General features: G+C 68.2%; 4 protein-coding genes. 1 reads left to right on the top strand and 3 read right to left on the bottom strand.

Annotated features, from left to right (window positions below):
* The 3 genes from argG to dnaE form a co-directional block, all read right to left on the bottom strand.
* Window positions 1–1,443, bottom strand: a complete 1,443-nt coding sequence (gene argG, locus Ssi02_RS22095; RefSeq protein WP_204028601.1) for an argininosuccinate synthase — start codon at window positions 1,441–1,443, stop codon at window positions 1–3.
* Window positions 1,444–1,518: 75 nt separating this feature from the next.
* Window positions 1,519–1,818, bottom strand: coding sequence for a DUF6300 family protein (locus Ssi02_RS22090; protein WP_204028564.1), 300 nt, complete (start codon window positions 1,816–1,818; stop codon window positions 1,519–1,521).
* Entirely contained in the window at window positions 1,815–5,345 is a 3,531-nt protein-coding gene (gene dnaE / locus Ssi02_RS22085; RefSeq protein WP_275410732.1) for a DNA polymerase III subunit alpha, read from the bottom strand. The genes Ssi02_RS22090 and dnaE overlap by 4 nt, the downstream gene beginning before the upstream one ends.
* Window positions 5,346–5,437: 92 nt before the next feature.
* On the opposite strand from dnaE, the gene Ssi02_RS22080 reads away from it, so the two are divergent.
* The gene (locus Ssi02_RS22080; RefSeq protein ID WP_204028563.1) at window positions 5,438–6,427 is read left to right on the top strand and encodes a LysR family transcriptional regulator; all 990 of its coding nucleotides are present in this window, start codon (window positions 5,438–5,440) and stop codon (window positions 6,425–6,427) included.
* Window positions 6,428–6,455 lie beyond the last annotated feature (28 nt).

Here is a 6,455-nt window from a genome sequence, read left to right as displayed (position 1 = left end):
TTAGTCGGTGCCGAATTCCATCGCGGCGTTGTCGAGGAGCTGGTCGTCGGGGACCTCGCCGCTGGAGGCGATGGCCTCGGCGCCGCCCTCCGGCATGGTGCCGATGAGCTCGGGTGAGGGGGCCTGCACCGCGATCAGCATCGGGTGGGCGGTGCCGACCATGCCGAGCCGGGAATATTGCTCAAGCTTGGCGCGGGAGTCGGCGATGTCGAGGTTGCGCATGGTGAGCTGCCCGATGCGGTCCACGGGGCCGAAGGCCGCGTCCTCGACGCGCTCCATGGACAGCTTGTCCGGGTGGTAGCTGAACGCCGGGCCCGAGGTGTCGAGGATGGAATAGTCCTCGCCGCGCCGCAGGCGCAGGGTGACCTCGCCGGTGATGGCCGTGCCGATCCAGCGCTGGAGGGACTCGCGCAGCATCAGGGCCTGCGGGTCGAGCCAGCGGCCCTCGTAGAGCAGCCGGCCGAGTTTGCGGCCTTCGACGTGGTAGCTCGCGAGGGTGTCCTCGTTGTGGATCGCGTTGACCAGCCGCTCGTAGGCGGCGTGTAGCAGCGCCATGCCGGGCGCCTCGTAGATGCCGCGGCTCTTGGCCTCGATGACGCGGTTTTCGATCTGGTCGGACATGCCCAGGCCGTGGCGTCCGCCGATGGCGTTGGCCTCCAGCACCAGGTCGACGGGAGAGGCGAACTCCTTGCCGTTGATCGTCACGGGGCGGCCCTGCTCGAAGCCGATCGTGATGTCCTCGAGGGCGATCTCGACGGCGGGGTCCCAGAACCGCACACCCATGATGGGGTCGACGATCTCGATGCCCGTGTCGAGGTGTTCGAGTGACTTGGCCTCGTGGGTGGCGCCCCAGATGTTGGCGTCGGTGGAGTAGGCCTTCTCCGTGCTGTCCCGGTAGGGCAGGTCGTGGGTGAGCAGCCACTCCGACATCTCCTTGCGCCCGCCGAGCTCGCTGACGAAGTCGGCGTCGAGCCACGGCTTGTAGATGCGCAGGGAGGGGTTGGCCAGCAGGCCGTAGCGGTAGAACCGCTCGATGTCGTTGCCCTTGAAGGTGGAGCCGTCGCCCCAGATCTGCACGCCGTCGTCGAGCATGGCGCGCACCAGCAGGGTGCCGGTGACGGCGCGGCCGAGCGGCGTGGTGTTGAAGTAGGTGCGTCCGCCGGAGCGGATGTGGAAGGCCCCGCAGGCTAGGGCGGCGAGGCCCTCCTCCACGAGGGTCGCCCGGCAGTCGACCAGGCGGGCGACCTCGGCGCCGTAGGCCGTGGCGCGGCCGGGCACCGAGGCGATGTCAGGCTCGTCGGCTTGACCGACGTCGGCGGTGTATGTGCAGGGCACGGCGCCCTTTTCGCGCATCCACGCGACCGCTACAGACGTGTCGAGGCCGCCGGAGAAGGCGATGCCGACACGTTCACCGACAGGCAGGGAGGTGAGGACCTTGGACACGATCAGAAGTATATGCATACCAACGCATGTCCATGCAAGCGGTGGCGCGTGCGACGCGGTTTCCCGTGACGGCGGTCACAGATCACCTTGACGCCAGGCGTCGAATTCGGCCCTCAGGGCGTGTTCATCCGGCTTCCGAGGCTTCGCCTGATCGATCCAGCGGAGCAGGAGGTCATCGCCGTCGGGGACCGTGCCGTGGACGGTGAAATGGGTGATCAGCGGGCCCGTCACCGGGTCGGCCGCGTCGCAGCGGGTGCACAGGAGAATGTCGCTGCGGCCCCTGACGGGTTTTCCCGACGTGTTCGTCCAGGAGTACGGCACACGCAGGACGGCCACCACCTCGCCCGTGCGGCAGCGGGGGCACGCCGCGATCATGCTCCCCCGATCGCGCCGGCGCCGAGCAGGGCTTTGACGTCGCCGTAGAACGCCGGTTCCGGGGTGACGCGGAAGGATTCGAGGTTCAGGAGCGTGCCCGGGGCGCCGGGGCGGTGCAGGCGCACATGCACAGGTGCCCTGCCGGGATGGGTGGTGAGGATGTCCTTGAACTCCCGCACGAGCCGCGGGGTCAGCTGCGTCTCGTGGAGGGAGATCACCACGGGGGGTTCAGTGTCGGCCCGGGTGACGTCGAGGGGCACGACCTCCTCGACGTAGACGCTCGTCGTCTCGTCGCGCTCGTTGATCCGGCCCCGCATCGAGATCACGCGGTCTTCCGCGAGGGCTTCGCCGTACAGGATGTAGGTCTTGGGGAAGATCAGGCACTCCACGGACGCGTCGTGGTCCTCAAGGGTGACGATCGCCCACGGGCTGCCCTGTTTGGTGACCTTGCGTTGCAGGCCGGAGACGATGCCGCTGACCCGGACCGGCCCGTCCTGCCGCCCGGAGGACAGCAGGTCGGCGATGGGGGTGTCGCGGTGGGCGGAGAGCACATGTTCGGCGCCGTCGAGCGGGTGGCTGGAGACGTAGAGGCCGAGCATCTCGCGTTCGAAGGTCAGCAGGGTGGCGGTGTCCCACTCCCCCTCCGGGATCGCGATCGCGAACGCGGCGCTCTGTGCCGGCTCGCCGAACAGCGAGTCCTGGCCGTGGGCTTCGGCGCGTTTGACGTCGATGACGGTGTCGACGGCCTGTTCGTGCACGGCGACCAGTGCCTTACGGCGGTGGCCGAGGCTGTCGAACGCCCCGGACTTGGCCAGGGACTCGATGACCCGCTTGTTGCAGACGACGGACGGGACCTTGGTGAGGAAGTCGTGAAAGCCGGTGTAGGGGCCCTTGGCCTCCCGGGTGGCGACGATCGCGTCGACGACGCCGGCGCCGACGTTGCGGACAGCGCCGAGGCCGAAGCGGATGTCGGAGCCGACGGCGGCGAAGTCGAGCCTGCTGGCGTTGACGTCGGGCGGCAGCACCTTGATGCCGAGGCGGCGGCAGTCCGACAGGTAGACGGCCATCTTGTCCTTGTCATCGCCGACGGATGTGAGCAGGGCGGCGAGGTACTCGCTGGGATAGTTGGCCTTGAGATAGGCGGTCCAGTAGGAGACGAGGCCGTATCCGGCGGTGTGCGACTTGTTAAACCCGTAGCCGCTAAAGGGGACGAGCACCTCCCAGACCGCCGTGATCGCCTCCACGGAATAGCCGTGCTCGTGCATGCCCGCCGAGAATCTGGCCCATTCGGCGTCCAGGACCTCTTTCTTCTTTTTGCCCATGGCCCGCCGCAGCATGTCGGCCCCGCCGAGGGAGTAGCCGGCGAGCTGCTGGGCGATGGCCATGACCTGCTCCTGGAAGACGACCAGGTGGTAGGTGTCGCCCAGGATGGGTTCGAGGGCGTCCTTGAGCTCGGGGTGGATCGGCTCGACCGGCTGTTTACCGGTTTTGCGGAGCGCGTAGTTGGTGTGGGCGTTCATCTCCATCGGGCCGGGCCGGTACAGCGCGTTCACCGCGGCGATGTCGGTGAACGTCGTGGGCTGCATCAGCCGCAGCAGCACCCGCATGCCGCCGCTGTCGAGCTGGAAGACACCGAGGGTGTCGCCGCGCGCCAGCATCTCGTAGGTCGTGGCGTCGTCGAGCGGGATGTCGAGGATGTCGATGTCGACGCCTTTGTTGGCGCGCACGTTCGCGATGGCGTCGCCGGTGACGGTGAGATTGCGCAGGCCGAGAAAATCCATTTTCAGCAGGCCCATGTCCTCGGCCTGGGTGAAGGGAAAGCCCGTGATGACCGGGCCGTCGGCCTTGGGTTTGACGAGCGGGATGACGTCGATCAGGGGCACGCTGGACAGGATCACGCCCGCCGCGTGCACGCCGGTCCCCCGGGTCAGTCCCTCCAGGCCGGCCGCGGTGTCGATCACCCGTTTGACGTCGGGTTCCTGCTCATACATCGTGCGGAGTTCGGCCGCCTCGCCGTGCCGGGGGTGGCGGTTGTCGTGGATGGCGGCCAGGGGGATCTCCTTGCCGCCGTCGGCCGCCGGGAAGGCTTTGGTGATGCGGTCGCCCAGTGCGTACGGCAAACCGAGCACGCGGCATGAGTCCTTGACGGCGGCCTTGGCCTTGATGGTGCCGAAGGTGACGATCTGGCAGACCCGGTCCTCGCCGTACTTGCGGGTGACGTAGTCGATCATCTCGTTGCGCCGGCGGTCGTCGAAGTCGAGGTCGACGTCGGGCATGGAGATGCGCTCGGGGTTGAGGAAACGCTCGAAGATGAGTTTGTGCTCGATGGGGTCGAGCTGAGTGATGCCTGTGCAGTAGGCGACGATCGAGCCGGTGGCCGAGCCTCGGCCGGGGCCCAGGCCGATGCCGTTTTCCCGGGCATAAGCGCAGATGTCGGCGACCACCAGGAAGTAGCCGGGGAAGCCCATGGCGTCGATGACCGACAACTCGTAGTCGATGCGGTCCAGCACCTCCTGCGGTGGTTCGGCGCCGTAGCGGCGGCGTGCGCCGCGCAGGGTCTCCTCACGCAGCCAGCTCGACTCGGTCTCGCCCTCGGGCACCGGGAAACGCGGCGTCAGGTCGCGGTGGGCGAAGACCTCCCCGTAGTCGCCGACGCGTTCGGCGATCAGCAGCGTGTTGTCGCAGGCGCCCGGCACCTCGGCGTCCCACAGGGCGCGCATCTCCTCGGCGGACTTGATGTAGTAGCCGCTGCCGCCGAAGCGGAAGCGGTCGGTGTCGGCGAGCCGCTTGCCGGTGCCGACGCACAGCAGCGCGTCGTGCGCCTGAACCTGGCTTTCCGTGACGTAGTGCGAGTCGTTGGTGGCCAGGGGCGGCAGGCCGAGCTCTCTGCCCAGTTTGAGCAGATCGTCGCGGACACGGCGCTCGATGGCGAGGCCGTGGTCCATGAGTTCCAGGAAGTAGTTGCCGGGGCCGAAGATGTCGCGGTAGCGGGCGGCGGCCTCGACGGCTTCGCCGTACTGTCCGAGGCGGAGGCGGGTCTGCACCTCGCCGGAGGGGCAGCCGGTCGTGGCGATGAGGCCTTGGCCGTGCTCGGCGAGCAGCTCATCATCCATGCGCGGATATTTCTGGACATGGCCTTCGAGCCAGGCCCGGGACTGGAGGCGGAACAGGTTGCGCAGTCCCCCGGTGTCGGCCGCCCACATCGTCATGTGCGTGTAGAGGCCGCGACCGGAGACGTCGCCGCCCTCGCCGGTCTCGTCGTTGGAACGGCGAAGCGCCAGGTTGTCGCTGTAGAAGACCGGTTGCCGGTGGTGCCGCGAGGCCGGGGCGACGTAGCTCTCGATGCCGATGATCGGTTTGACGCCCGCCTTGCCGGCCTTCTGGTAGAACTCGTACGCCCCGTGCACGTTGCCGTGGTCGCTCATCGCCACGGCGGGCATCCCGAGCCGGGCCACCTCGTCCATCAGCGGGCCGACCTTCGCGGCGCCGTCGAGCATGCTGTATTCGGTGTGCACGTGGAGATGCACGAAGGATCCCACCCTAATCCACGCCTCTCAGTTGTAGGCTCGCTCGCGACCCGAGCTTGGAACCCGAGCATTCGACCTGAGAGCAGGCGGGATTGTCCAACAATCGACACACCGATCCACCACAACCCACGGTTGTGCCCCCAGATGGGATGGACCTCGACCTCGCGGCGGTGCGCGCCTTCGTCGCCATCACCGAGGACCGCTACTTCAGCGAGGCCGCGGCGGGCCTCGGCATCAGCCAGCAGGCCATCTCCAAACGCATCGCCAGACTCGAATCCGACCTTGGCGTGCGGCTGTTCCTGCGTTCCCGGACCGGGGCCGGCCTCACCGAGGACGGGCGGTTGTTCCTCCCCCACGCCCGCGCCCTCGTCGGCCTCGCCGACCAGGCCCTCGCCGTACTCCGCGAACGCCGCCGCTCGCTCCGCGTCGACGTGATCAGCAGCCGGGTGGCGTCCATCGACATGGTCCGTGGGTTCCACGAGACGGCCGGGGACATCGAGATCGACATCATCTCGTCGAACGGGTTCAGATCGGCGCGCGGAAGAATCCTCCGCGGAATCCTCGACGCCGCCTTCGGCCGGGTCGACAGGGTCTTGGAGGAGGACCTCGCCTACGTGCCCGCCTACCTGGAACCGCTGCATCTGCTGGTCGGCCGCGACCACCCCCTCGCGAACCGGCCGCACGTGGAGATCGCCCGCCTGTCCGGGGAGGCGGTCTGGATGCCCGGCAACGTCGAGGGCAGCGAGTGGACCGACTTCTACGACCACCTCAGCGCCGAATTCGGCCTCCGGATCGACACCTCCGGGCCCAACTGGGGGCTGGACCACTACGTCGAGGAGATCGGCCGCGGCGAACGCATCGGCTTCGTCGGGGAGAAGATCAAGGTGCCCTGGCATCCCCGCACCGTCCAGATGCCGATTGTCGACCCCATCCCCGCGTTTCCGTGGTCGATGCTCTACCACCGCCAGAACCCTCACCCGGTGCTGCCCCGGTTCGCCCGGCACATCGCGAACCGGTTCCAGCCCTTCGACCCCCGTTGTCAGTGGCTACCGCCGTTCGACCGGCCCGCCTTCACGGCGTGAGGAGCTCGCGCCGCGCAGTTCTCACGGG

Origin of the sequence: Sinosporangium siamense, from assembly GCF_016863435.1 — a bacterium.
Classification (GTDB): Bacteria; Actinomycetota; Actinomycetes; order Streptosporangiales; family Streptosporangiaceae; genus Sinosporangium; species Sinosporangium siamense.
The sequence above is the reverse complement of the archived record's forward strand: the minus strand, read 5'-3'. Positions and strand labels throughout refer to the sequence as shown.